Source organism: Streptomyces sp. NPDC088785 (assembly GCF_044750685.1).
In the GTDB taxonomy this organism is placed as follows: domain Bacteria; phylum Actinomycetota; class Actinomycetes; order Streptomycetales; family Streptomycetaceae; genus Streptomyces.
This window is the reverse complement of record NZ_JBIVKH010000002.1, coordinates 177496-200183: the sequence shown is the minus strand read 5'-3', so window position 1 is coordinate 200183 and position 22688 is coordinate 177496. Positions and strand designations below refer to the sequence as shown.

The 22688-nt window shown below is 72.5% G+C and carries 17 protein-coding genes, 3 tRNA genes and 1 pseudogene; 10 read left to right on the top strand and 11 right to left on the bottom strand.

All coding sequences use genetic code 11. From position 1 onward, the window contains the following. Positions 1–165 precede the first annotated feature (165 nt). Both ACIP5K_RS06580 and ACIP5K_RS06575 read right to left on the bottom strand, forming a co-directional pair. On the bottom strand, positions 166–363 hold the full coding sequence (locus ACIP5K_RS06580) for a hypothetical protein (protein ID WP_401405694.1): 198 nt from the start codon (positions 361–363) through the stop codon (positions 166–168). 981 nt (positions 364–1344) lie between these two features. Continuing rightward, positions 1345–1566 (bottom strand): annotated as a pseudogene (locus ACIP5K_RS06575) (transposase); the annotation flags it as partial. Positions 1567–1677: 111 nt separating this feature from the next. Between ACIP5K_RS06575 and ACIP5K_RS06570 the strand changes: the two are divergent. Next, positions 1678–2553 (top strand): tyrosine-type recombinase/integrase, encoded by an 876-nt coding sequence (locus tag ACIP5K_RS06570; RefSeq protein ID WP_401407516.1) that lies wholly within the window; start codon positions 1678–1680, stop codon positions 2551–2553. A gap of 134 nt (positions 2554–2687) precedes the next feature. Here the strand turns inward: ACIP5K_RS06570 and ACIP5K_RS06565 are convergent. From ACIP5K_RS06565 to ACIP5K_RS06555, 3 genes are all read right to left on the bottom strand, one after another. Further along, positions 2688–2761: transfer RNA gene (locus tag ACIP5K_RS06565), tRNA-Ile, on the bottom strand. Between the two features lie 178 nt (positions 2762–2939). Next, positions 2940–3012: transfer RNA gene (locus ACIP5K_RS06560), tRNA-Asn, on the bottom strand. Positions 3013–3017: 5 nt separating this feature from the next. Continuing rightward, positions 3018–3090 (bottom strand) — tRNA-Asn (locus tag ACIP5K_RS06555). A 191-nt stretch (positions 3091–3281) separates the two neighbouring features. On the opposite strand from ACIP5K_RS06555, the gene ACIP5K_RS06550 reads away from it, so the two are divergent. The 4 genes from ACIP5K_RS06550 (at position 3282) to ACIP5K_RS06535 (ending at position 8919) form a co-directional block, all read left to right on the top strand. Next, positions 3282–3584 (top strand): YtxH domain-containing protein, encoded by a 303-nt coding sequence (locus ACIP5K_RS06550; protein WP_401405691.1) that lies wholly within the window; start codon positions 3282–3284, stop codon positions 3582–3584. Between the two features lie 38 nt (positions 3585–3622). Further along, positions 3623–5059, top strand: coding sequence for an FGGY-family carbohydrate kinase (locus ACIP5K_RS06545; RefSeq protein WP_401405689.1), 1437 nt, complete (start codon positions 3623–3625; stop codon positions 5057–5059). Positions 5060–5251: 192 nt separating this feature from the next. Next, complete coding sequence (locus ACIP5K_RS06540) at positions 5252–6991, top strand: ABC transporter ATP-binding protein (RefSeq protein ID WP_401405686.1); 1740 nt, start codon at positions 5252–5254, stop codon at positions 6989–6991. Further along, complete coding sequence (locus ACIP5K_RS06535; RefSeq protein ID WP_401405683.1) at positions 6991–8919, top strand: ABC transporter ATP-binding protein; 1929 nt, start codon at positions 6991–6993, stop codon at positions 8917–8919. Before ACIP5K_RS06540 ends, ACIP5K_RS06535 begins: the two co-directional genes overlap by 1 nt. A gap of 71 nt (positions 8920–8990) precedes the next feature. Here the strand turns inward: ACIP5K_RS06535 and ACIP5K_RS06530 are convergent, their stop codons facing one another. The 5 genes from ACIP5K_RS06530 to ACIP5K_RS06510 form a co-directional block, all read right to left on the bottom strand. Further along, positions 8991–10256 (bottom strand): RNA polymerase sigma factor, encoded by a 1266-nt coding sequence (locus tag ACIP5K_RS06530; protein ID WP_401405680.1) that lies wholly within the window; start codon positions 10254–10256, stop codon positions 8991–8993. A 220-nt stretch (positions 10257–10476) separates the two neighbouring features. After that, complete coding sequence (gene dnaG, locus ACIP5K_RS06525) at positions 10477–12375, bottom strand: DNA primase (RefSeq protein ID WP_401405677.1); 1899 nt, start codon at positions 12373–12375, stop codon at positions 10477–10479. A 34-nt stretch (positions 12376–12409) separates the two neighbouring features. Next, a complete protein-coding gene (locus ACIP5K_RS06520) occupies positions 12410–13675 on the bottom strand; it encodes an NAD(P)/FAD-dependent oxidoreductase (RefSeq protein ID WP_401405674.1) in 1266 nt (421 codons plus the stop codon). 105 nt (positions 13676–13780) lie between these two features. Beyond that, positions 13781–15097: a deoxyguanosinetriphosphate triphosphohydrolase gene (locus tag ACIP5K_RS06515; protein ID WP_401405671.1), complete on the bottom strand. Its 1317-nt coding sequence runs from the start codon at positions 15095–15097 to the stop codon at positions 13781–13783. A gap of 59 nt (positions 15098–15156) precedes the next feature. Beyond that, complete coding sequence (locus ACIP5K_RS06510) at positions 15157–16071, bottom strand: sirohydrochlorin chelatase (RefSeq protein WP_401405668.1); 915 nt, start codon at positions 16069–16071, stop codon at positions 15157–15159. Between the two features lie 161 nt (positions 16072–16232). Between ACIP5K_RS06510 and ACIP5K_RS06505 the strand changes: the two genes are divergently transcribed. From ACIP5K_RS06505 to ACIP5K_RS06495, 3 genes are all read left to right on the top strand, one after another. Next, a complete protein-coding gene (locus ACIP5K_RS06505) occupies positions 16233–16904 on the top strand; it encodes a vancomycin high temperature exclusion protein (protein WP_401405666.1) in 672 nt (223 codons plus the stop codon). Between the two features lie 379 nt (positions 16905–17283). After that, complete coding sequence (locus ACIP5K_RS06500) at positions 17284–17805, top strand: hypothetical protein (protein ID WP_401405663.1); 522 nt, start codon at positions 17284–17286, stop codon at positions 17803–17805. A gap of 171 nt (positions 17806–17976) precedes the next feature. Continuing rightward, a complete protein-coding gene (locus ACIP5K_RS06495; protein ID WP_401405660.1) occupies positions 17977–18639 on the top strand; it encodes a class F sortase in 663 nt (220 codons plus the stop codon). A 10-nt stretch (positions 18640–18649) separates the two neighbouring features. Here the strand turns inward: ACIP5K_RS06495 and ACIP5K_RS06490 are convergent, their stop codons facing one another. Continuing rightward, positions 18650–19435: a sulfite exporter TauE/SafE family protein gene (locus tag ACIP5K_RS06490; protein ID WP_401405657.1), complete on the bottom strand. Its 786-nt coding sequence runs from the start codon at positions 19433–19435 to the stop codon at positions 18650–18652. 276 nt (positions 19436–19711) lie between these two features. On the opposite strand from ACIP5K_RS06490, the gene nirB reads away from it, so the two are divergent. Next, positions 19712–22309, top strand: coding sequence for a nitrite reductase large subunit NirB (gene nirB / locus ACIP5K_RS06485; RefSeq protein WP_401405654.1), 2598 nt, complete (start codon positions 19712–19714; stop codon positions 22307–22309). Then, positions 22306–22683: a nitrite reductase small subunit NirD gene (gene nirD / locus ACIP5K_RS06480; RefSeq protein WP_401405652.1), complete on the top strand. Its 378-nt coding sequence runs from the start codon at positions 22306–22308 to the stop codon at positions 22681–22683. Before nirB ends, nirD begins: the two co-directional genes overlap by 4 nt. Positions 22684–22688 lie beyond the last annotated feature (5 nt).

Genomic DNA, 22688 nt, shown 5'->3' with positions numbered 1-22688 from the left:
GGGCCGCCGGGGTGACGACGACGCCGGAGGCGGACCCGGCCGCGTGGGGCGGCACCCAGCGCCAGGCGATCGGCATGGGGCCCTCCCGAGATTCTCGGGAGGGCCCCACTTCGATGACTACTGGATCCCCGTCAGCCAATCCCAGTCGCCGGGCCTGGCCCGCAGCTACGTGAACCCTTGCTCCAGACAGTCATCGAGGGTGAAGGATTCGGCACGGATGAACCCCTGTTCCCCCAGCCCCGGGCCGGACATGACCAACGTCCAGGGCTCTCCGCCTTCCACCATCCGCTCGTCATCCACCTTGAGGATGACGGTGACACCAGAGCGGCCCAACTTATCCATGAGCTGCCCGATATCCATCACTCTTGCCTCCATCGATAGCCTCTCAAGGCTGCCGAGATGTCGCTGGCGTCAGGCTCTGCGCGGTCCCCGTCCGCTGATGTTGCCGTCAACTACTGCCGTCACCACGTGCCGAAGTCCCGTCAGGACGCACCTGACGGGGCTTCGGGTTCGCAGACCTACACCCGTCACTGACTCCCTGGGGCGATCACACCCACAATCAAGGCCCCTGCAGACAGTCCGACCTTGGGACCACCCGACACGCACTTGTCTCGATCACCCGGGTCCGCTGAGCAGGCAGGTTGCGCGAGATTGCGCAATGTCACACCCTCTCGGGGTACATTAATGAATGGAGCTACGAAGCTTCGGCATCTGTAGCTACGTACCGCAAGAACGAAGGACCCGCTCGGCACCACCCGAGTCGGGCCCTCCGCGCAGCAGTCACGAGCCCGGCCGACTTCGTAGAGGCCGGGCTCGCTGCGTATCAGCGCTCCCTGCCACCGGCGGGTTCATGCGTGGGTCTCGCTACTGCACGAGGAACTGGCCCACTGTGGCGATCACCGCTACTAGCAGAGCTACCGCAGCCAGTCCGACTTGCCACCTCTCGGGGCTAGTCCAACTCTCCGACGGTTCCTCTTCGTTCGGATCCTCCACTACTCCTCCAGTTCTCCCGACGATGGCCTGGCAGGCCCAGGCGGGCCAACCGAAACCACCAGATCCTGCAAACAGATCCAGGTTTCGGCCTCTGCGGGGGAGAACTGGTCGAGCATCGTGAATCTTAGCTGGACGTCTGGCCCAGGGCGCAGTTACACAGCAAAGTCTTCCGGCACCATCACGCTGAACTGGGGTTATGTCCCAACCCGTTCTCGATCGAGCGGAAAACTTGGCCCTGCGCGGGCCGGGATGACACCACCCACCGTTGGTACATATCTCAATCTAAGGGTTGTCCCGTAACTGATCTTGGACCTGGTGAGGGCGGGGTCGGCGGCGGTGCCGTCCGTTGGCCTATCCGGTGGGTGCGAGGTTGTGCAGGCGGGCGATGCCGAGGATCGCATGGTGGACGCCGTCGCCTTCGAGTCGGCAGTCTCGCAGCATCTTCCAGCCCTTCATACGGGCGAAGGTGCGCTCGACTCGGGCACGAACCTGTTTGTGCGAGCGGTTGTGCTCCTCCTTCCAATCCGGGAGTTTCTCGCCTTTGCGGCGGCGGTGCGGGGGCACGAAGGAGGAGCGGAGGTGCAGCGCCTGGCGCGCGCCGACGCGCGTCGGGCGGTGAGTGAGGCATGGACGGCTCTCGTAGAAGCTCGTGGTCTGAGGCTGCGCACCACCGGAGCAAGCACCATGCGCCGCATCCGGGACACCCTCTCGTCGGCACTCAACACTGCCGTCGAGAAAGGCGGAGGCGTCCTACGCAACTGGGCGGCCATGATCGAGCTGCCGGACCCCGAGCGTCCTCGCGCGGAAGTGTGGACGCCATCCCTGGTAGCGGCGTGGCCGGAGACCGGGGTACGGCCCCTCCCTGTCATGGTGTGGACGCCAGAGCTCACCGGGCGGTTTCTCGACTCCGTGGTCGATGACCCGTTCCACCCGCTGTGGCACCTGCTCACCTTCCGCGGCCCTCGCCGCGGTGAGGCCGCCGGCCTTCGTTGGGACACCGGCATGGACTTCCAAGCACGCCTCATCCACATCGTGCAGCAGTATGTGCGCTTCGGGAAGGCCGTACTCCTCGGCAAGCCGAAGGCGGACCCGGCACGGAGCATGGCCGTGGACGACGAGCTGCACAGCCTGCTGACAGCGGAGCTGGACCGCCGGCGCCGGGTGAAGGAAGAGCTGGCCGAGCTGGGGGTGCCCTGGTCTGACTCCGGCCGCGTCTTCGTCGACGAGGTGGGCCAGCCGCTCTCTCCGGAGTGGATCACCCGCCGGTTCCTGCGGCTGATCGAGTTCGCCAGGCTTCCGCCGATCCGGCTGCATGACCTCCGGCACGGCTCGGCGACGCTCGCTCTGGCGGGCGGAACAGAGATGAAGGTGATCTCGAAGCGGCTAGGTCACTGGTCGCTTCAGATCACCTCGGACACCTACACGCACGTGCTTCCACAGTTGCTCGCAGCCGAGGCGGAGGCCGTGGTTTCGATCGTTGCTCGCGCTCGCACCTCGCAGGAATCACCCTCAGTGACGGATCCTGAAGAGCCTGAGGTTGACGGCCCGGCAACGCCCTGACGCTTCGGGCAACGCTCGGGCAACGCGTCCATCCGAGTGGATGTTTTGCCGCGTCAACCCCGGCCTGTTTTGACACGCCGTCAGGCGGGGGTAAGAAGGGCCCAGGTCAGATCGTTTCTGCCTGGACCCGCGAGTGGGGCGGGTGGGACTCGAACCCACGGCCGACGGATTATGAGTCCGCTGCTCTAACCGGCTGAGCTACCGCCCCGTAACGGCGCGCCGCGCACATGTGTGCGCGCCGTCTGCCGCAGCATAGCCGCTCATACGATCTCCTGCCTCGGATGGTTCGGCTCTGCACGACCTTGAGGACACCCTCCGTGGCCGGCCGGTTCCAGCGGGCACGAAAAAGCCCCCCGGAGTGGACTCCGAAGGGGCTTGTTCGACAGCTCTCCCGACTGGACTCGAACCAGTAACCTGCCGGTTAACAGCCGGCTGCTCTGCCAATTGAGCTACAGGAGATCGAGCTCCCCCGACTGGACTCGAACCAGTAACCTGCCGATTAACAGTCGGCTGCTCTGCCAATTGAGCTACAGGGGAATGACCTCGATTGCTTCGAACGCCGCTACCCGGGTACTTGCCAGGCGGCGTGCGCTCGCTGCGACACATACATTAGCGCAAGCAGGGGGGTGCTCCGCCAATCGGTATCCCCCGGCGATCATCGGGCACGACGATGATCGCCACGACGACCGCATCGTCCATGACGTCTCGCTAGGGAAAGGGTGGCCGACATGCGCTACCGGCTCACATTCATCGGCGGTCTGGCCCTGGGCTACGTCCTGGGGACCAAGGCCGGACGGGAGCGGTACGAGAAGCTCAAGAAGGCGGCTCGCGAGATCTCCCAGAACCCCGCCGTACGCAATACGGCCGAGTCCGCCGCGCAGCAGACCCGCCAGTACGCGGGCAAGGCGTTCCACTCGGTCAGCACCAAGGTCGAGGGCAGGGTCCCGGACTCCGTGGCCGAGCGGGTGCGGTCGCTGCGGGAGCGCGGCGGCGGCACCCAGGAGGACGACTGGGGCACCAGCAGCACCTGACGGCACGCGCGCCCCGGCGGTCAGGCAGAATTTCCGGCATGGGGATAGTCGCCGGGCTGGACAGTTCGCCCGATTTCACGCGCATTGTCGTTTGTGACGCGAACACCGGAGCCGTGCTCCGGCAGGGGTACGCGCCCCATCCGCTGGAGACCGCGGAGGGCGGCGGACGGCCCAGTGACGTCGATCCCCAGGCCTGGCTGCTCTCGCTCGGCGAGGCGGCCGGCGGCGGGCTCCTGGAAGGCGTGCAGGCCATCGGCGTGTCGGCGCAGCAGAACGCGCTGGTGCCGCTCGACGCGCAGGGCAACACCGTGCGTCCGGCGCTGGTGGGCGCCGACAAGCGGGCGCAGGTGGCCGCCGCCGACCTGATCGACCGGCTCGGCTCGCGCGAGGCGTGGGCCGAGGCGGTGGGCTGCGTGCCGCAGGCCGCGCAGCCGGTGACCAAGCTGCGCTGGCTGGCGCGGACCGAGCCGGAGAACGCGCGGCGGGTCGCCTTCCTCATGCAGGCGCACGACTGGCTCGTGTGGCAGCTGCTCGGCCGCCCCTCGCGCCGGACCACCGACCGCGGCGGGGCCTCGGGCACCGGCTACTGGTCCGCGGCCGCCGGCTCCTGGCGGCCCGACCTGGTGGACCTGGCGCTCGGGCAGCGGGCCGCGCTGCCGGAGGTGCTCGGCCCCGGCGACGCGGCGGGCACCACCCCGGAGGGGCTGATCATCTCGGCCGGCACCGGGGAGACCATGGCCGCCGCCTTCGGGCTCGGCGTCTCCCCCGGCGACGCCGTCGTCTCGCTCGGCGCGTCCGGGTCGGTGATGGCCGTGCACCACGAGGCGCTGGTGGACTCCAGCGGTTCCATTACGTCGCTCGCCGACGCCACCGGCATGCATCTGCCGGTGGTGCATACGCTGAACGCGGTGCGCACACTGCGCGGCACGGCGGAGATGCTGGGGCTCGACGGCGGGCTCGACGAGCTGTCGGAGCTCGCCATGAAGTCGACGCCGGGCGCCCACGGCCTCGTACTCCTGCCGTATCTGGAGGGCGAGAAGACGCCGAACCTGCCGCACACCGCCGGCACCCTCAGCGGGCTCAGGCGGGAGTCGATGAAGCCCGAGCACCTCGCGCGGGCCGCGTTCGAGGGCATGCTGTGCGGGCTCGCCGACGCGCTGGACGTGCTGCGCGGGCGCGGGGTCGAGGTGCGGCGGGTGTTCCTGCTCGGGGCCGCCGCCGAGCTGCACGCCGTGCAGGCCGTCGCGCCGCTGCTGTTCGGTACCCAGGTCGTGGTGCCGCAGCCCGCCGACTACGCGGCGCTCGGCGCCGCCCGGCAGGCCGCATGGGCGATGTCCGGCCAGTTGCCGATGTGGCGGGGCGCGGCCTCCCAGGTCCTCGAACCCGGCGAGGAGCTACCGGTGGGGCAGGCGGTGCGCCAGCAGTTCCGCGCGGTGCGCGAGCAGATCCACCCCGGGGCGTTCGCCCAGTCGTAGGCGCGGGACCTCGGCGGGCCCGCGGGTGCGCGGTCCGCGCGTGGCCGGTCTTTGAGCTCTCTTGGGTTAATCGGTTGAGGTAACGCGGGGGGAGTGTCCGACGATAGGGGTCCATGCGTCCTCCGTCCCGGCGGACGTCTCCCCCTCCCCAACCGCTCTCACCCCAGATCGCCGACCACCGAGAGACAGAGCGTGCTCATACGACTCCTGCGGACCCACCTCGGTCCGTACAAGAAACCCATCGGGGTGCTCGTCCTGCTGCAGTTCTTGCAGACCTGCGCGGCCCTGTATCTGCCCACTCTGAACGCGGACATCATTGACAACGGTGTCGTCGACGGCGACACCGGCTACATCCTCACGTACGGCGCCCTGATGCTGGGTGTCACGGTCGTCCAGGTCGTCTGCAACACCGGCGCCGTCTACTTCGGCGCCCGGACCGCCGCCGCGCTCGGCCGCGACGTGCGGGCCGGGGTCTTCGACCGGGTGCAGTCCTTCTCCGCGCGTGAGGTCGGCCACTTCGGGGCGCCCTCGCTGATCACCCGCACCACGAACGACGTGCAGCAGATCCAGATGCTGGTGCTGATGGGCTTCACGCTCATGGTGTCCGCGCCGATCATGTGCGTCGGCGGCGTGATCATGGCCCTCGGGCTCGACGTGCCGCTGTCGGGCGTGCTGCTGGCCGTGCTGCCCGTCATGGCGATCGTGCTGTCGCTGATCATCCGCAGGATGCGGCCGCTGTTCCGGTCCATGCAGGTCAAGCTGGACACCGTGAACCGGGTGCTGCGCGAGCAGATCACCGGCAACCGCGTCATCCGCGCCTTCGTGCGCGACGACTTCGAGAAGGACCGGTTCGGCCGGGCCAACTGGGACCTGACGGAGACCTCGCTGGCCACCGGCCGGATCATGGCACTGATGTTCCCGTTCGTGATGACGATCGTGAACGTGGCGTCCATCGCCGTGGTCTGGTTCGGCGCCCACCGGATCAACAGCGGCGGCATGCAGATCGGCGACCTGACGGCGTTCCTCGCGTATCTCATGCAGATCGTGATGAGCGTGATGATGGCCACCTTCATGTTCATGCAGGTGCCGCGCGCCGAGGTGTGCGCGGAGCGGGTGCAGGAGGTGCTGGACACCGAGTCCAGCGTCGTCCCGCCGGACGCCGGCACGTCCGTACGGGAACTGCGCCGGCGCGGGCACCTGGAGCTGCGCGGCGCCGAGTTCGGCTATCCGGGCGCCGAGGAGCCGGTGCTGCGGGCGGTGGACCTGGTGGCGCGCCCCGGGGAGACCACGGCCATCATCGGCTCGACCGGCAGCGGCAAGTCGACGCTGCTCGGGCTGGTCCCCCGGCTGTACGACACCACGGCGGGGGCCGTGTACGTGGACGGTGAGGACGTCCGCGGGATCGACCCCGAGCTGATGGCGAAGACGGTCGGCCTCGTCCCGCAGAAGCCGTACCTGTTCTCGGGGACGGTCGCCACCAACCTCCGCTACGGGCGGCCCGACGCGACCGACGAGGAGCTGTGGCACGCGCTGGAGGTGGCGCAGGCCAAGGAGTTCGTCGGCCGGCTCGAAGGCGGCCTCGACGCTCCGATCGCCCAGGGTGGCACGAACGTCTCCGGCGGCCAGCGCCAGCGGCTCGCGATCGCCCGCACGCTGGTCCAGCGGCCGGAGATCTACCTCTTCGACGACTCCTTCTCCGCGCTGGACTACGCGACCGACGCGGCGCTGCGCCGGGCGCTCGGCGCCGAGACCGCCGAGTCGACCGTGGTGATCGTGGCCCAGCGGGTGGCCACCATCCGCGACGCCGACCGGATCGTCGTCCTCGACGAGGGCCGGGTCGTCGGCTCCGGACGCCACCACGAGCTGATGGCCGACAACGAGACCTACCGGGAGATCGTGCTCTCCCAGCTGACGGAAGCGGAGGCCGCCTGATGAGCGGGCCGATGGCGGCGCGGATGGCGGCCGGTGCGCCCGGTTCGCGCTCGATGGACTTCAAGGGGTCCGGCAAACGGCTGCTGAAGCGGCTGGCCGCCCACCGGGCGTCGGTGGTGGCCGTGCTGATCGCGGTGGTGATCAGCGTGGGGCTCTCGGTGGTCGGGCCGAAGATCCTCGGTCACGCCACCGACCTGCTGTTCGGCGGGATCATCGGCGGGCAGACGCCGGCCGGGCAGACCAAGGAGCAGGTCATCGAGGGCCTGCGGGCCAAGGGTGACGGCGGCATGGCCGACATGCTCGGCGGCGTGGACTTCACGCCCGGCCAGGGCGTCGACTTCGACCGGATCGGGCAGGTGCTGCTGCTCGGGCTCGCGGTGTTCGCGTGCGCGGGCCTGGCCATGATGATCGGCACCCGGCTCGCCAACCGGGCGATCAACCTGGCCGTGGCCAGGCTCCGCACCGACATGCAGGCCAAGCTGTCGCGGCTGCCGCTGTCGTACTTCGACCGGCAGAAGCGCGGCGAGGTGCTGAGCCGGGCGACCAACGACATCGACAACATAGGGCAGACGCTCCAGCAGACGATGGGCCAGATGCTCAACTCGCTGCTGACCATCATCGGCGTCCTGACCATGATGTTCTGGATCTCGTGGCTGCTCGCGCTGGTCGCGCTGGTCACCGTGCCGCTGTCGGTGTTCGTCGCGGCGAAGGTCGGCAAGCGCTCGCAGCCGCAGTTCGTGCAGCAGTGGAAGACCACCGGCCGGCTGAACGCGCACATCGAGGAGATGTACACCGGCCACAACCTGGTGAAGGTGTTCGGGCGGCAGAAGGAGTCGGCGGAGCTGTTCGCCGAGCAGAACGAGGCGCTGTACGAGGCCGCGTTCAGGGCGCAGTTCAACAGCGGCATCATGCAGCCGCTGATGTTCTTCATCTCGAACCTGAACTATGTGCTGGTCGCCGTGGTCGGCGGGCTGCGGGTGGCCTCCGGCACCCTGTCGATCGGTGACGTCCAGGCGTTCATCCAGTACTCGCGCCAGTTCTCGATGCCGCTGACGCAGGTCGCGTCGATGGCGAACCTGGTGCAGTCCGGTGTGGCCTCGGCCGAGCGGATCTTCGAGCTGCTGGACGCCGAGGAGCAGACGCCCGACCCGGCCGTCGGCGAGAAGCCGCAGAACCTGCGCGGGCACGTCGAGTTCGAGCACGTCGCCTTCCGCTACGAGAAGGACAAGCCGCTCATCGAGGACCTGTCGCTCACCGCGGAGCCGGGCCACACGGTGGCCATCGTGGGGCCGACGGGCGCGGGCAAGACCACGCTCGTCAACCTGCTGCTGCGGTTCTACGACGTCAGCGGCGGCCGCATCACCCTCGACGGCGTCGACATCGCGGCGATGTCCCGCGACGACCTGCGGACCGGGATCGGCATGGTCCTCCAGGACACCTGGCTGTTCGGCGGCACCATCGCGGAGAACATCGCGTACGGCGCCGCCAAGGACGTCTCCCGGGAGGACGTCGAGGCGGCGGCGAAGGCGGCGCACGCGGACCGGTTCATCCGGACGCTGCCCGACGGCTACGACACCGTGATCGACGACGACGGCACCGGCGTCAGCGCCGGTGAGAAGCAGCTCATCACCATCGCGCGGGCGTTCCTGTCCGACCCGGTGATCCTCGTCCTCGACGAGGCGACCAGCTCGGTGGACACCCGCACCGAGGTCCTGATCCAGAAGGCGATGGCCCGCCTCGCGGCCGGCCGCACCTCGTTCGTCATCGCGCACCGCCTGTCGACGATCCGCGATGCCGACACGATCCTGGTCATGGAGAACGGCGCCATCGTCGAACAGGGCTCGCACGACGCGCTGGTCGCCTCCGGCGGCGCCTACCAGCGGTTGTACGAGGCCCAGTTCGCGCAGGCCGTGGCCGAGGTGGACTAGGGCGCGCGGGGAGGGGCGGGCGCCGGTCCTGCGGGACCGGCCGGCCCGTCCCCCGCGCCGCGCACGGGGCCTCAGTCCAGATAGCCGCGCAGCTGGTCGGCGAAGGCGTGGTCCCTGAGTTTGTTCAGGGTCTTCGACTCGATCTGGCGGATGCGCTCGCGGGTGACGCCGAAGATGCGGCCTATCTCCTCCAGCGTGCGGGGGCGGCCGTCGGCGAGGCCGTAGCGGAGCTGCACCACCTTGCGTTCGCGTTCGCCGAGGGTGGAGAGGACCGCCTCCAGGTGCTCGCGCAGCAGGAGGAAGGCCGCGGACTCCACGGGGCTCGCCGCGTCGCCGTCCTCGATGAGGTCGCCGAGGGCGACGTCGTCCTCCTCGCCGACCGGGGCGTGCAGCGAGACCGGTTCCTGGGCCAGGCGCAGGACCTCGCTGACCCGCTCGGGGGCCAGGTCCAGGTGGTCGGCCACCTCTTCGGGGGTGGGTTCGTAGCCGCGCTCCTGGAGCATGCGGCGCTGGACGCGGACGACCCGGTTGATCAGCTCGACGACGTGGACCGGGACCCGGATGGTGCGGGCCTGGTCGGCGAGGGCACGGCTCATGGCCTGCCGGATCCACCAGGTGGCGTAGGTCGAGAACTTGTAGCCGCGGGCGTAGTCGAACTTCTCGACCGCGCGGATCAGGCCGAGATTGCCCTCCTGGACCAGGTCGAGCATGGTCAGGCCGCGGCCGACGTAGCGCTTGGCGACGGAGACGACCAGGCGCAGGTTCGCCTCGATCAGGCGGCGCTTGGCCATCCGGCCCATCACCACCAGCTTGTCCAGGTCGAGGGTGAGGCGGGAGCCGAGGTCGGACGCCCTGCCCAGCTTCTCCTCGGCGAACAGGCCCGCTTCCACGCTCCGCGCGAGCTCGACCTCCTCGGCGGCGGTGAGCAGCGGGATCCGGCCGATCTCGCGCAGGTACTGGCGGAACAGGTCGGAGGAGGGGCCGCTGGTGTCGGCGCGGGTGCTGCGGACCGGCTCGGGCGGCTCCGGGGACTCGGACGCCGGGGGGTCGTCCGACTCGGGGTGGTGCGTGACGCGGCTCTGTGGCGGCACCGTGTCGAGGACGTCGGTGTCCTGTGCGGTACCGGGGTCGGACAGGGCCTGCGCTGTGCTGTCGCTCTGGGTGAGGGTCTGGGTCTGCACGGGGGCGACCTCCAGGGTGATCGCTTCTGAGGCGTGCGGCAGGGGGGCGGCAGCGGCAGCAACGCCACTGTCCGGCCCGTACGCGATGAGCGGAACCGCGGGGGTTTCGGACCCTTTGCTGTCCGGGCTCCGGCCGCGCTCCGAGGACTCAGGCACCGCCCCCAGTGTGGAGTACGACACAGTGCCGCCACGAGGGGCGTGCGATGACTTTTTGAGTCCGGTGCGTGACCGATCGGTTACCGAGCTGTACGGGTGCCCCTGCTTCCCGGTCCGGAACACGGGCAAACGGCGCGTGTGGGTGTGCGGGGTCGCGCGGAGGTCCGGGACCCGGCCGTCGCGCGCACCCGCGAACGGCGCCGCGCCGGGCCGACAGGCCCTAGAGCGCGTCGGCGCCGCGCTCCCGCAGGGACTGGTCGTACTGCTGGAGGATCCACAGCTCGTTCTGCACCGCGGCCAGCCGCTCCGGGTCGCCCGCCGAGTGGAGGCGGGTGAAGGTGCCCTGCACGTCGCGGATGCGGCGCTCCACGGCCCGGCGGCGCACGGCGACGAGCTGCATGTCGGCGTAGGCCTGGTCGACGGTCTTGCGGTGGATGGCCTCGACGGCCAGCTCGGTGACCATGGCCCGCACCGCGTCGTCCGGCGCGGCCTCCCGCACCGTCACCAGATAGGTGTGCGAGTCGTGCACGCCCTGCTCGGCGCCGCCCGCGTCCAGGATGGCGGCGCGCACGGCCGCGTACGGCGCGGCGGTGAACTCGTCGACCCCGTAGGCGTCGAACATCGGGGAGACCAGGTCGGGGTGCTGGAGGGCCAGCTTGAGCAGTTCGCGCTCGGTGGTGAAGACCGGGTTGCGCAGGGTGAGCGCGGGCCCGCCGAAGGCGTGCGGGGCGGCGCCGAGCGGCGCGGCCTGCGCGGAGCGGGCGGGCGCCGGGCCCTTGCCGCCGCGGTCGCGGGCCCAACGGGCGAGCTGCGCCACCCGCTTGACGACGAACTGGGTGTCGAGGATGCCGAGCATGCCGGCCAGCTGGACGGCGACCTCGTGCTGCGAGGCGCTGTTCTTGATGCGGGCGACGACGGGCGCGGCCTCGTCGAGCGCGGCGGCGCGGCCCGCCGGGGTCTCCAGGTCGTAGCGCGCGACGATCTGGCGGAGCGCGAACTCGAAGAGCGGGGTGCGGGGCTGGACGAGGTCGGCGACCGCGTCGTCCCCCTTGGCGAGCCGCAGGTCGCACGGGTCCATGTTGTCCGGCGCGATCGCGATGTAGGTCTCGGCGGCGAACTTCTGGTCGTCCTCGAAGGCGCGCAGGGCGGCCTTCTGCCCGGCCGCGTCGCCGTCGAAGGTGAAGATGACGCGCGCCGAGCCGTTGTCCATCAGGAGCCGGCGGAGGATCTTGATGTGGTCGCCGCCGAAGGCGGTGCCGCAGGTGGCGATGGCGGTGGTGACCCCGGCGAGGTGGCAGGCCATGACGTCGGTGTAGCCCTCGACGACCACGGCGTGGGAGGACTTGGCGATGTCCTTCTTCGCCAGGTCGATGCCGTAGAGGACCTGCGACTTCTTGTAGATCGGCGTCTCGGGCGTGTTCAGGTACTTCGGGCCGTTGTCGTCCTCGCGCAGGCGGCGGGCGCCGAAGCCGACGACCTCGCCGCCGATGTCGCGGATCGGCCACATCAGCCGGCCGCGGAAGCGGTCGATGGGGCCGCGGCGGCCTTCCTGGGAGAGCCCGGAGAGGGTCAGCTCCTTGTCGCTGAAGCCCTTGCCGCGCAGGAACCTGGTGAGGTGGTCCCAGCCCGCCGGGCTGTAGCCGACGCCGAAGTGGGCGGCCGCCGCCTGGTCGAAGCCGCGCTCGGCGAGGAACGCCCGGCCGATCTCGGCCTCCGGGGACTCCAGCTGGTCCACGTAGAACTGGGCGGCGGCCTTGTGCGCCTCGACCAGGCGGATGCGCTCGCCGCGCTGGTGGGTGGGGTTGTACCCGCCCTCCTCGTAGCGCAGCGTGATGCCCGCCTGGCCGGCCAGGCGCTCGACCGCCTCCGAGAAGGAGAGGTGGTCGATCTTCATCACGAACGTGATGGTGTCGCCGCCCTCCTGGCAGCCGAAGCAGTGGAAGAACCCCTTGCTCGGACTGACCTGGAAGGACGGGGACTTCTCGTCGTGGAAGGGGCACAGGCCCTTCAGGTTGCCGCCGCCCGCGTTGCGCAGCTGGAGGTACTCGGACACCACGGCGTCGATCGGGACCGCGTCCCGAACCGCCTTCACGTCCTCGTCATTGATCCTGCCCGCCACGCGGCAAGTCTACGGTGACCCGCCGACACTCCCGTCACTCCGCCAGCAGATCGCCGAGCGGGACGCTCGGGTCGGACAGGCGCTCGGTGCCGGGCCGCACGCCGGTGCGGATCAGCTGCTGGATGGGGTCCGTGACGTCCCACACATTCACGTTCATCCCCGCGAGGACCTGGCCGTCGCGGAGCCAGAAGGCGATGAACTCGCGCTTGCCCGCGTCGCCGCGGATCACCACCTGGTCGTAGCTGCCCGGGGGCGCCCAGCCCGAGTACTCCAGGCCCAGGTCGTACTGGTCGGAGAAGAAGTAGGGCACCCGGTCGTACGTGACGTCCTGGCCGAGCATGGCGCGGGCCGCGGCCGGGCCGCCGTTCAGCGCGTTCGCCCAGTGCTCCACGCGCAGGCGGTGGCGGTACAGCGGGTGCTGGAGTCCGGCCACGTCGCCGGCGGCGAAGATGTCGGGGTCGCAGGTGCGCAGCGTCGCGTCGACGGCGATGCCGCCGCCGTGCTCGCGGTCCACCAGGTCGAGCCCGGCGGACTCGGCGAGCGCGGTGCGCGGGGCCGCGCCGATCGCGGCGAGCACGTCGTGCGCCGGGTGCTCCTCGCCGTCGTCGGTGAGCGCGGCGAGCACCATGCCGTCGTGGCCGGTGATCTCGGTGAGCCGGGCGCCGAAGTGGAAGCGGACGCCGTGGTCGCCGTGGAGGTCGGCGAAGATCTGGCCGATCTCGGGGCCGAGGACGGAGTGCAGCGGGGTGGCCTCCGGCTCGACGACGGTGACCTCGGCGCCGTACTCGCGCGCGGCGGCGGCGATCTCCAGGCCGATCCAGCCCGCGCCGGCGATCACCAGGTGGCCGTTGTCCCGGCCGAGGGAGGCCAGGACGTGCTTGAGGCGCTCGGCGTGGGCGAGGCGGCGCAGGTGGTGGACGCCCGCGAGGTGGGTGCCGGGGATGTCGAGGCGGCGCGGCTCGGCGCCGGTGGCGAGCAGCAGCTTGTCGTAGCCGATGACGGTCGCGTCGCCGAGCTGGACGGTCCGGGCGGCGCGGTCGATGGTCGTCACCGTCTGGCCCAGGTGCAGCTCGATGTCGTGGCTCGCGTACCAGGCCGGTTCGTGGACGAAGACGCTGTCGCGGTCCTCCTTGCCCTGTAGGTAGCCCTTGGACAAGGGCGGGCGCTCGTACGGGTGGTCCCGTTCGTCCCCGATGAGGATCACTCGGCCGGTGAAGCCCTCCGAGCGGAGGGTCTCGGCGGCCTTGGCACCGGCGAGCCCTCCTCCGACGATGACGAACGTCTGGTCCGCGTCGACCACTTGATGCCTCCTCGTTGCGCTGCCGTCATATGCGAGCGTCCCGCACGGAGCGTGATGGGGGAAGGGGGCGTGGCCCTATCGGGGCATGCCCCCACTGTCTTGTGCCTACGCGCCGTAGCCGACCGCCGGGTGCGGTGGCGGGGCGTGCCGGGTGAGTCTCGCGTGCAGGGTGCGGGCCGAGGCGTCCGTCAGGGAGGCGATCTGGTCCACGATCACGCGCTTCCCCGTCCGGTCGTCGGGCGCGTCGTCGAAGAGGGCGCGGAACTGGGGGTCGAGTCCGTCGGGTGCGCGGGCCGTCAGGGCCTCGGCCAGCTCGGCGACCACGATCCGCTGGTCGGCGCGGAGCGCCTCCTGCTGCGGGCGCTGCATCACGTACCGGTCGGCGACCGCCTTGAGCACCGCGCACTCGTGCCGGGCGGCGCGCGGCACGACCAGCTCGGCGCCGTACCGCGTGAGGGGCCCGGTGCCGTACCGCGTCCGGGTCGCGCCCTCGGCCGCCAGGCAGAACCGGCCGATGAGCTGGCTCGTGGCGTCCTTGAGGCGGGCCTGGGCGACCGCCGTGCCGTCGTAGCCGTGCGGCCACCACTCCTGGTCGAGGAGGCGGTCGAGGGCGGCGGCCAGCTCGGCGGGGTCGGTGTCCGCCGGCACGTACCGCCCGAGGGCGACCGCGAAGATGTCGGCCCGCTCCGGCTCGGCGTGCAGCACGATCGGGTCCAGGTGGCCGGCGTGCAGGCCGTCCTCCAGGTCGTGCACCGAGTACGCGACGTCGTCCGCCCAGTCCATGACCTGGGCCTCGAAGCAGGTGCGGCGGCCCGGCGACGCCTTGCGCACCCAGTCGAAGACGGGGCGGTCGTCCTCGTACACGCCGAACTTCACGGAGTGCGGGTCGGTGGGGTGCTCGCCGCGCGGCCAGGGGTACTTGGTCGCGGCGTCGAGCGCCGCCCGGGTCAGGTTCAGTCCTACGCTGATCAGCTCGCCCGAGCCCTCGGCGCGCACGAAGCGCTTGGGCTCGATGCGGGTGAGGAGGCGGAGCGACTGGGCGTTCCCCTCGAAGCCGCCGCAGTCCTGCGCCACTTCGTTGAGCGCCTGCTCGCCGTTGTGCCCGAAGGGCGGGTGGCCCATGTCGTGGGAGAGGCAGGCGGTCTCGACGAGGTCGGGGTCGCAGCCGAGCGCGGCGCCCAGCTCGCGGCCGACCTGGGCGCACTCCAGGGAGTGGGTCAGGCGGGTGCGGGGGCTGGCGTCCCCGTGGCGGCTCGTGGTCCCCGGGGTGACGACCTGGGTCTTTCCGGCGAGGCGGCGCAGGGCGCCCGAGTGCAGGACCCGGGCCCGGTCGCGCTGGAACGCGGTGCGGCCGGGGCGCTTGTCGGGCTCGGGGGCCCAGCGCTCGGTCGCGTCCTCGTCGTACGTCTCGCTGCCTTCCATGCGTCGACAGTAGACGCAGCCACCGACAAAAGGGCGGCGGGCACCCGGGCCCCGGGTGCTCAGGCGGACGCGAGGTGCGGGGCCGCGGTGGTGCCGGGCGCCGCGAGCGCGCTGTCGTAGCGGTGCAGGACGAGCCGGGCCAGCGCCGGGTGGGTGCCGAGCGGGGCCGCGGCGATGCCCCGGTGCGGGGCGGCGGCCGCGGCGGCCCCGTCGGCGAAGCGGCCGGGCGCGGTGAAGTAGGAGGCGACGGCGACCCGGGGGCGGCCGCGTGCGGCGAGGGCGCGCAGGGCCGTGGCCACGTCGGGCGCGGCGGCGGAGGCGTGGCCGGGGACGACCGGGACGCCGAGGCGGCGGGCCAGGAGGCCGGCGGTGCGGCGGATGTCGACGGCGGCCAGCGGGTCGCGGGACCCGGCGGCGGCGAGGACCACCGCGGTGCGCCGGAGGTCGCGTGCGGGCAGCGGTCCTGCGGGCCAGCCCGCCTCCACGAGCCGGTCGTGCAGCGCGTCGACGAGCAGCGGGTGCGGGCCGAGCGGGTCCGCGACGCGGGTGCGCAGGTGGGGGGCGGCGGCGGCCGCCGCCGGGAGGTCCCGGCCGGCGTGGTGGCCGCGGGAGAGCAGGAGGGGGACGAGGACGGCGCGGCCCGCGGGGAGCGCGGCGAGGGCGTCGCCGAGCAGCGGGGCCGTCAGCTCGATGTGGGCGAGGCGGACGGTCAGCGCGGGGCGCAGGGCGCGGATCCGGTCGGCCAGTCCGGTGGCGGTGGCGAGGGCGCCGGGGTGGCGGCTGCCGTGCGCCACGAGCACCAGGGCCGGGGCCGGGGGCCGCGGGCGGTGGTGCGGGGGGCGCCGGTTGCTGAGCTGGGCGCCGAGTTGGGTGCTGATCATGCCGAGGAGGCCCGCCGCGCTGTCCAGGCCCGCCGTGGCGGGGTCGCGGTGCGTCGTGCCGGGGTGCGGGGTGCCGTACGACTCGTCCGTCATGGAGCGATCCTGCCCGAGGGGGGTTGCCGGGCTGTTGCGGGGTGGTGACGGGTCGTTGCGCGGGGTTCACGGTGCCGGGGCCGGGGCGGTGAGCGTGAACCGCCGGGGCCGCGGCGGCGTCCTGTGCCTGCGAGAGCCGCTGTCTGCCCGGAGGTCGTGCCATGCGTCTGCCCCGCCCGAGACTGCCCCGCACCCGCCGGGAACAACGGTGGGCCGTGCAGGTGGTGATGGCGCTGTGCGTGCTGGCGCTGGCGCCGGCGACCTGGCTGTTCGCGGCGTCCGGCGACCGGCTGCGGGACGTGTCGGACGTGCCGCGCACCGATGTCGCCGTGGTGTTCGGCGCCGGGCTGTGGAACGGCGAGCCGTCGCCGTACCTGGCGCACCGGCTCGACGCGGCGGCCGGGCTGTACCGCTCCGGGCGGGTCAGGGTGCTGCTCGTCACCGGGGACAACAGTCGCGCCGAGTACGACGAACCCGATGCCATGCGGACGTATCTGACCCGGCACGGGGTGCCCTCGCGGGCCGTCGTCCGGGACTACGCCGGGTTCGACACGTGGGACTCGTGCGTGCGCGCCAGGAAGATCTTCGGGGTGGACCGGGCGGTGCTGGTCACCCAGGGGTTCCATGTGCGGCGGGCGGTGGCGCTGTGCGAGGCGGCCGGGGTGTCCTCCTACGGGGTCGGGGTCGACGAGGTGCACGACGCGACCTGGTACGCCGGGGGTGCGCGGGAGGTTCTGGCGGCGGCCAAGGCCCTGGCGGATGTGACGTTCCGTCCGGATCCGCACTTTTTGGGGCGTCAGGAGGACGGGGTGCGGGCGGCGTTGACACCCTGACCGTCGCCGCCCCGCCCGTCCGTCACCTCCGTCACCCCCGTCACCTCCGTCACCCCTGTCGCCCCCGTCGCCCCCGTCGCCCCCGTCGCCCCCGTCGCCCCGGGCAGCCCCTCACCCGCGGGCCGGTGCGGGCTCCGGCCGCCCGGCGGAACTGACGGGGCGCCAGAGTCACCCGGTCGCACGCCGGGCACCGCCTTTCGGGCAAATCTCGTCCGACACGCCGATGACCTGCTGGAATGTTCCCGTCACACCGTCAGCGACGTACTCCGAAACGCCTTTCTGACGGCACATCAGCAGGCGTCGCGGTGCGACTGCCACTTTGCTCGTGCTTGCAGGGCGCGTCCGCCGCCCGAGCTGGACGCACAAGGAGCAAGCAACGATGCGCACTGGCCGACCGCTGACCGCCGCCGCGTTCGCCGTCGCCCTCACCGGCCTCGCGATCGCCCCCGCGGGAGCCGCGCAGGGCGGCCTCGAGGTCTACCCCGCGACGACGGCCCCGGGGGCCAGGGTCACCGTGGACACCACCGCCTGCGGCCCCCAGGGCACGGCGTCGGGCGACGCCAGCGCGGTCGGCGCGGGCACCTTCACCCTCGCGCCGAGGGGGACGGACACCGATTCCGCGGGCTCCTTCACCGTGCCGCCGTCGGCGCAGCCGGGCACGTACGAGATCGTCGCCCGCTGTTCCGGCACCGGCACCCTGGTCACCGGCGACCTGATCGTGTCCCTCGCCGGGGCGGGCTCGCCGGGCGCGCAGATGCCCCGCGGACACATCGAGACGGGGGTCGGCGGCGCACTCGGCCCCGACCCCGTGCAGACCGCGGCGGGTGTGGCGGCGCTGGCCGTCGCCGCCGCGGGCGGTACCTGGCTCCTCCATCGCCGGGCGAGAGGCGAGGGGATCTGACGGACGGCGGCGACGGTCCGCGCGGGCTCCCTCCGCCGCCCGCGGGCGACCGTCCCCGGCCCGTCCGTCGTCCACCGGTACCGCCACACCTCCCCGCCCCTTCCGGCCGCACCCCCCCTCGCGGCCGGAAGGGGCCGGGGCAGGCCCTGGCAGGAGTGTTCAGGAGTCGTCATGCGCCTGCGCGATCGCGCCGACCGCCGCGTCCCCCGCCGGCCCGGCCGGGCCAACACCGTCATGGGGGCGGTCACCGTGCTCGCCCTGTGCGCGGGCGGCTGGCTCCTGGCCAGCGGCTCCGAGGGGCATCCGCCGCCGCAGCCGTCCGCGGCGCAGGCCCACCCCGGGACCGGCCCGGCGGACGCGCCCGGCGCGGCCCCGCTGTCCCCGTCGCCGCCCGACCGCATCCGCATCCCGTCGCTGCGCGTGGACGCCCCGCTGATGGGCCTCGGCCTGAACCGTGCCGGGAGCCTGGACGTCCCGCCGCCGCGCAGGAAGAACCTCGCGGGGTGGTACGAGGCCGGCACCCGCCCGGGCGAGCGCGGCACGGCGATCGTCGCCGGCCATGTCGACAACGCCGAGGGCCCCGCCGTCTTCTACGACCTCGGCGCCCTCGCCCGCGGCAGCACCGTCGAGGTGGACCGGCGCGACGGCTCGGTGGCGGTGTTCACGGTCGACGCCGTCGAGGTGTACCGGGCCGACGCCTTCCCCGACCGGAAGGTCTACGGGGCGGCCGGGCGGCCCGAGCTGCGGGTGATCACCTGCGGCGGCCCGTACTCGCGGCGGACCGGCTATCAGGGGAACGTCGTGGTCTTCGCCCACCTGACGGGCAGCCGCTGAGCCGCGGCGCTCAGGCCACCCACTGCTCGTACGCCATCTTGACCACCAGCGCGCACACCACCGTGAGCAGCACGATCCGCACGAACCCGGCGCCGCGCTTGAGCGCCGTGCGGGCGCCGATCATGCCGCCGGCCAGGTTGAACACGGCCATCAGCGCGGCCAGTTGCCAGTACACCGTGCCCTTCCAGGCGAACATGGCGAGCGCGCCCGCGTTGGTGCAGCAGTTGACGATCTTGGCGGTGGCGGAGGCGGTCACCAGGTCGAGGTGGAGGATCGCGGTGAGGGCGAGGACCAGGAAGGTGCCGGTGCCGGGGCCGATCAGACCGTCGTAGAAGCCGATGCCGAGGCCGGCGAAGCCGATCGCGGCGAGGACGCGGCGGGCGGAGGCCGGCGCCGCGGACGGGGCGGTGCCGAACGACGGGCGGAAGATGACGAACGCGCCGACCGCGACCAGGACCACCATCACGACCGGTTTGAGGACGTCCGTGCTCAGGCCCGCCGCGAGCGCCGCCCCGCCGGTGGAGCCGGCGAGCGCGGCGAGGCCGATGCGGACGGCGAGGCGTACGTCGACGGGGGCCTTGCGGGCGTAGGTCACGGCGGCGCCGGTGGTGCCGACGATGGCGACGGCCTTGTTGGTGCCGAGCGCGTACGGGCCCGCGTGCGCGCCGTTGGGCAGTCCGAGCAGCAGCGCGGGGAGCAGCAGCAGACCGCCGCCGCCGACCACCGCGTCGACCCAGCCGGCGGCGAGCGCGGCCACGCAGAGGACGACGGTGGTGGTCAGGGTGATGTCAGGCATGACCACGACCCTAGGGAGGCGATACGTGCCCGGGCCATCGATCCCGGGAGAGTTGAGGCACATCTGAGCCTGGCCCCCCGGGCGGTGCGCCGGGGCGCGGCGTCCGCACCGGCGCCGTCCGTGACCCCGGCGCCCCCGGCGCTCCCGGCGCCCCCGGCGCCCCCGGCGATCCCGGCGATCCCTCACATCCGTCCGTCCGGCCCGCTGAGCCCACCGTTCCTCCCGGGAAACCGACGGGACGCCACCGGGAAACACCGGCCGCACACGCTGCGGTGCATGACCGCAGCGCACGCGTACGACGGAGCCCCCGCCCCGGTGTCCGGCCCGGCCGACCCGGCACCGCCCACCCTCGTCCTCGTCGGCCACGGCATGGTCGGCCAGCGCTTCCTCGAAGCGGCCGCCGCGTGCGGGCTCACCGCCTCGCACCGGGTGGTCGTGCTGTGCGAGGAGCCCCGGCCCGCCTACGACCGCGTCCACCTGACCTCGTACTTCTCGGGCACCACGCCCGAGGAGCTGTCGATGACGGACCCGGAGTTCCTCGCCCGGCACGGCATCGAGCTGCACCTCGGCGATCCGGCCGAGGCCGTGGACCGCGCGGCGCGGACCGTGCGCGCCCGCTCCGGCCTGACCCTCGCCTACGACACGCTCGTGCTCGCCACCGGCTCCGCCCCCTTCGTGCCGCCGGTGCCCGGCAGCGACGCCACCGGCTGCTTCGTGTACCGGACCATGGCGGACGTGTACGCCATCGAGGAGTACGCGCGGTCGGGCGCGGCGGTCGGCGCCGTGGTCGGCGGCGGCCTGCTGGGGCTGGAGGCGGCGGGCGCCCTGAAGGGGCTCGGCCTCGCGACGCACGTCGTGGAGTTCGCGCCCCGCCTGATGCCGGTCCAGGTCGACGCGGGCGGCGGCGCCGCGCTGCTGCGGAACGTCACGGACCTGGGGCTCGCCGTGCACACCGGCGTCGGCACCCGGGAGGTCGTCACGGACGCCGCCGGGCGGGTCACCGGCATGCGGCTGTCGGACGGCCGGGAACTCGCCGTGGATCTCGTGGTGTTCTCCGCCGGGATCCGCCCGCGCGACCAGCTGGCGCGGGAGGCGGGGCTGCGGGTCGGCGAGCGCGGCGGCATCGCGGTCGACGACCGGTGCCGCACCAGCGACCCGGACGTCTACGCGATCGGCGAGTGCGCGCTCGCGAGCGACGGCCGGGTGTACGGGCTGGTCGCCCCCGGCTACGAGATGGCCCGCACCGCCGCCGGCGCCATCGCCGCCGCCGACCCGGACGCCTCCCCGGCCGTGTTCACCGGCGCCGACCTGTCCACCCGGCTGAAGCTCCTCGGGGTGGACGTGGCGTCCTTCGGCGACGCGCACGGCACCGCCGACGGCTGTCTCGACGTCGTCTACGCGGACGCGCGCTCGGGCACGTACAAGAAGCTCGTCATCGGCGACGACGGGCGGCTGCTCGGCGGGGTCCTGGTGGGCGACGCGGAGGCGTACGGCACGCTGCGCGCGCTCACCGGCACGGTGCCGCCGGTCGCCCCCGGGTCGCTGGTGCTCCCGGCCGGGTCCGGCGGGGCCGTCCCGCTCGGCCCCGAGGCGCTGCCCGACGGGGCCGTCGTCTGCTCCTGCCACAACGTGACGAAGGCGGCCGTCCGCGCGCACGGCACCCTGCCCGAGGTGAAGCGGTGCACCAAGGCCGGTACCGGGTGCGGGAGTTGCGTCAAACTGCTCGGGCAGCTGCTGCCGAAGAGCGGCGACGACGGGCTGTGCGGCTGCTTCGCGCACACCCGCGAGGAGCTGTACGAGATCGTGCGCGTGCGGCGGATCACCGGTTTCTCCCGGCTGCTCGACGAGCACGGGCGGGAGGCGGCGCGCGGCGGCGACGGCTGCGAGACCTGCAAGCCGGCGGTGGCGTCGGTCATCGCCTCGCTGGCGCCCTCGATCGGCGCGCGGGGCCACGTCCTGGACGGCGAGCAGGCCGCGTTGCAGGACACCAACGACCACTTCCTCGCGAACCTCCAGAAGAACGGCTCGTACTCGGTCGTGCCGCGTGTGCCCGGCGGCGAGATCACCCCGGAGAAGCTCATCGTCATCGGCGAGGTCGCGCGCGACTTCGGGCTCTACACGAAGATCACGGGCGGGCAGCGGATCGACCTGTTCGGCGCCCGGGTCGACCAACTGCCCGCGATCTGGGCGCGTCTGGTGGCCGCCGGTTTCGAGTCGGGGCACGCGTACGGCAAGGCGCTGCGGACGGTGAAGTCGTGCGTGGGGCGGACCTGGTGCCGGTACGGGGTGCAGGACAGCGTCCGGATGGCGATCGACCTGGAGCTGCGCTACCGCGGCCTGCGCGCCCCGCACAAGCTGAAGTCGGCGGTCTCCGGGTGCGCCCGCGAGTGCGCCGAGGCCCGGTCGAAGGACTTCGGCGTCATCGCCACGGCCAGCGGCTGGAACCTGTACGTGGGCGGCAACGGCGGCATGACGCCCCGCCACGCCGACCTGCTGGCGCAGGACTTGAGCGACACGGAGCTGGTCCGGCTGATCGACCGCTTCCTGATGTTCTACATCCGCACCGCCGACCGCCTGGAGCGCACCTCGGCCTGGCTGGAGCGGATCGCGGGCGGCCTCGACCACGTGCGGGACGTCGTCGTGCACGACTCGCTCGGCCTCTGCGCCGAGCTGGAGGCCCTGATGCGGACCCATGTCGCGCACTACCGCGACGAGTGGGCGGACACCCTCGACGACCCCGGGCGGCTGGCCCGCTTCGTGTCCTTCGTGAACGCGCCCGGCACCCCCGACCCGACGATCCGGTTCGTGCCCGAGCGCGACCAGATCAGGCCCGAGCTGCCGCTGATCCCCCTGGAAGGACCGATCGCCCGATGACTCCGGCCACGACCGCCCCCGAGAGGACGACCGCCATGGTGCAACTCCGCCTGGACGACGGCTGGCTGACGGTGTGTGCGCTGGCGTGCCTCACGCCGGGCCGGGGGGTCGCCGCCCTGCTGCCGGACGGCGGACAGGCGGCGCTGTTCCTGGACCGCGCCGGCCGGGTGCACGCCGTCGACAACACCGATCCGTACACCGGCGCGGCCGTGCTCGCGCGCGGCCTGGTCGGCTCGGCGCAGGGGCGCCCGTTCGTGGCGTCGCCGCTGCTGAAGCAGCGTTTCGACCTGGGGACGGGGCGCTGCCTCGACGAGGACGGGGTCGCCGTGCGGGTGTACCCGGCGCGCACCTCCGCCCCGCCGCACGGCAGTTGACCGTC